The following is a 3,352-nucleotide window of genomic DNA, read 5'->3' on the forward strand; positions in this document are numbered from 1 at the left end:
AGCTGTTAGTGGAGAAAATAACATCACCTACGACAGCCCAAAATCTATGCTCAGCGACAAATCCGAAGAGGTAAATCAAGATGATGTCTTAAACACTTTAATTGCCCAATATCACTCCCGCTTTACTGAGTCTTATGTAAGAATTAGCATTCCTCATAAACAAGACGATCCAATCAACCTTACCGTAATTCAGCCTAATAAAGGATTAAATGCTATTGATCACTATGTTCATGACCAATACAGCGGCCTTCCATTAGAAGGCAATTTCGCCAGTGGCTTATCCGAAGACCGCAGTACTTTCCAAACTGTGAATGGAATGGTCTATGACATCCATTTTGGAAGTATTTTAGGTCTGCCGGGAAGAATTTTGGTTTTCCTTGCCTCTCTAATCGGAGCCTCGCTACCCGTGACCGGGTTTATTTTCTGGCTAGGGAAAAATAAAAAAAGGAAGAAAAATTCAACTCAGGCTCTGAACAATTAAAATAAACAATAGATTTTCGGGATGAACCGAGGATCCTATACTACTAATACCCATTACTTTCAGCTGTTTTCTTAAACAGGCCTCATTAGTAAAGTCGATTAATAGTATAGGTTTGTTAACCTGCATTATGCCATCGACAACCTATTAGCTACTGAAATCAAATAAAATCAGCCACTTGGTTGCTGTTTTCTATTTCGCCTTAGCGGTGCTATCCTAATAAACCAAACAACGTGATTTTCTTGGAATTACTCCACTCTCAGCGAAAGAGCTCAGGAAATCTACTTTCATAATCCGGGTCTAAATGCTCAGGGTGTAACGACCCAATTGTCAATACATAGATTAGATTTTATTTAAATTGGCGCTTATAAACCCTATTTCTATGCCTTTCAGCTAATCAGTTCAAAAAATATACTTTATTTGCGCCGAAATTATAATTTATAAAAGATGTCACAATTTCCACCATGCCCTAAATGCCAATCAGAATTTGCTTATTCCACCGGAGATCCACTCCTATCATGCCCGGAATGTGGACACGAATGGGACCCTGAAGATACAGTCGTTGAAGATTCAGGCATTGAAGTAAAAGATGCCAATGGAAATGTTCTCGTGGACGGGGATACGGTAATTGTACTTAAAAACTTACCTGTGAAAGGCTATCCTCAACCAATAAAAGCCGGCACCAAAGTAAAAAACATTCGATTAACAGACGGTGATCATAATATTGATTGTAAGATTACCGGTTTTGGAGCCATGGCTTTAAAATCTGAATTTGTAAAAAAAGGATAAGCCACACTTCAGTATTTTACTTGTACTTTAAAATGATTGAAGCTTATTAGCAGCTGTCAATTCTCCCTCAGATTAAGTTTACTTTTTCTCACTTCAGCATTTTTTCTATCAAAATCAGTATTTGAGATATATTAGCCATGATAATCATTGCTAATATATCCTTTTAGCTACTTTTTTAATAAAATTGATCTCTCCTGCGCCTATACCAGGGTATGTCAACCATCTATATAGGCCAAAACCGAAACGCTTGCTTTTTCCTATAGCCAGAATATTGTACCAAGAAACAAATACTTTTAGAATGAGTTACAATTAAAAGGTAATTTATCTAAGACCTAATACAGATAATTTTCGTTAAGCTATTAGAAATAATTTAGGCAATTATCAACCATATATTTTTCTGAAATTATAATTTTCAGGCTTTCAACTTATGAAAAATGATTGGGTAAAGAATTGGTATACTCTTAAAAATAGAAAACCCTACGACTTTCAAAAAGATTGTTTAATAAATTATCTGGAAGGAAAAAGTGGACTATTAAATGCTCCTACCGGAAGTGGTAAGACCATGGCCTTATGGATACCCATATTGAAAGAGTATGTCAATCAGTATCCGGACAGCTGGAAAAAAAAGAGAAAAAATGGTTTGCAGGTGATATGGATTACTCCTTTGCGTGCCCTTGCTCAAGATTTATGTCAAGCCATGCAAGAGGTATGCCTTGAAACCGGATTACCTTGGCGGATTGCAGTTAGAAATGGTGATACCACAGCATCTCAGAGGCAGCAACAAAAAAGATCCATGCCTGAATGCTTGATTACCACACCGGAAAGTCTTCATTTATTAATCGCTCAAAAAGGAAACCAAGAGTTATTTCGCAATCTAAAAGCAGTAGTGGTAGACGAATGGCATGAACTGTTGGCCAACAAGCGGGGCGTTCAAGTTCAACTAGCCATTCAATATTTGAAAACCATTGCAAGCTCTCAATTCAAAGTTTGGGGAATATCGGCAACCATAGGTAACCTTTCCCAAGCGCAAGGGGTTTTATTAGGTCCTAAAACCCCTCAATTAATTATTAGAAGCAAGGTAAAAAAGAAAATAAAAGTTGCCTCAGTTATACCTGATGAAGTGGAGAAATATCCTTGGGCTGGTCATCTAGGTATTAAATTATTGCCCAAAATTATCCCCATTATTGAAAAAAGCCAAAGTTTACTGCTCTTCACCAATACAAGGTCACAGACAGAAATTTGGTACCAAAAAATATTAGAAACCAAGCCTGAATGGGCGGGGACCATGGCCATGCACCATGGATCATTGGATCCTCAAGTACGCGAGTGGGTAGAGACGGCATTGCATGAAAAAAAGTTGAAACTTGTTGTATGTACAAGCAGCTTAGATCTTGGTGTAGATTTTAGACCTGTTGACACCGTAATACAGGTGGGAAGTCCCAAGGGGGTTACTAGGTTTGTACAGCGAGCAGGTCGGTCGGGACATTCTCCGGGGGCTATAAGCAAGGTGTATTTTGTTCCTACCCATTCCTTGGAGTTGATAGAGGCAAGCGCATTGAGAAAAGCTATCAATAATGGGGCTTATGAGGACCAAATCCCAATGGAGGCTTGTTATGATGTGGGACTTCAGTTTTTAGTCACACTCGCATTGGGAGATGGGTTCAAGCCTGAGAATGCCTACCTTATATTAAGAAGTTGCTACGCTTTCCGAAACCTTTCAAGGGATGAATTTCAGTGGATGTTAGCTTTCGTCACAGTGGGTGGAAAGGCCCTTGGCAGTTATGAGGAGTTTTCGAAAATTAACTTAGCCTCGGACGGACGCTATCGTGTCACCGATAAAAAAATAGCCATGCGTCACAGATTGTCCATGGGTACCATTGTAAGCGATCCAATGATTCAGGTTAAATTTATAACTGGAGGATACATCGGTTCGGTAGAAGAAAGCTTTATTTCCAAGTTAAAACCTGGGGATGCTTTTTGGTTTGCCGGTCGAAATCTTGAGTTTGTCAAAATCAAGGAAATGAAGGCATTGGTAAGAAGATCAAAAAAGAAGACCGGAACCATTCCCCGCTGGATGGGAGGGAG

General features: G+C 39.0%; 3 protein-coding genes. All 3 read left to right on the forward strand.

Annotated elements, in window-relative coordinates:
• A partial coding sequence (locus AAC037_RS22175) for a PepSY-associated TM helix domain-containing protein (protein ID WP_339905694.1) occupies positions 1 to 481 on the forward strand: 481 nt, incomplete at its 5' end.
• Positions 482 to 925: 444 nt separating this feature from the next.
• Positions 926 to 1,267 carry a zinc ribbon domain-containing protein YjdM gene (locus AAC037_RS22180; protein WP_339905696.1) on the forward strand — a complete coding sequence of 114 codons (342 nt, stop codon included), beginning with the start codon at positions 926 to 928 and terminating at the stop codon, positions 1,265 to 1,267.
• 427 nt (positions 1,268 to 1,694) lie between these two features.
• On the forward strand, positions 1,695 to 3,352 hold a 1,658-nt coding region (locus AAC037_RS22185), incomplete at its 3' end, for a DEAD/DEAH box helicase (protein ID WP_339905698.1).

Origin of the sequence: uncultured Cyclobacterium sp., from assembly GCF_963976465.1 — a bacterium.
Lineage (GTDB): Bacteria > Bacteroidota > Bacteroidia > Cytophagales > Cyclobacteriaceae > Cyclobacterium.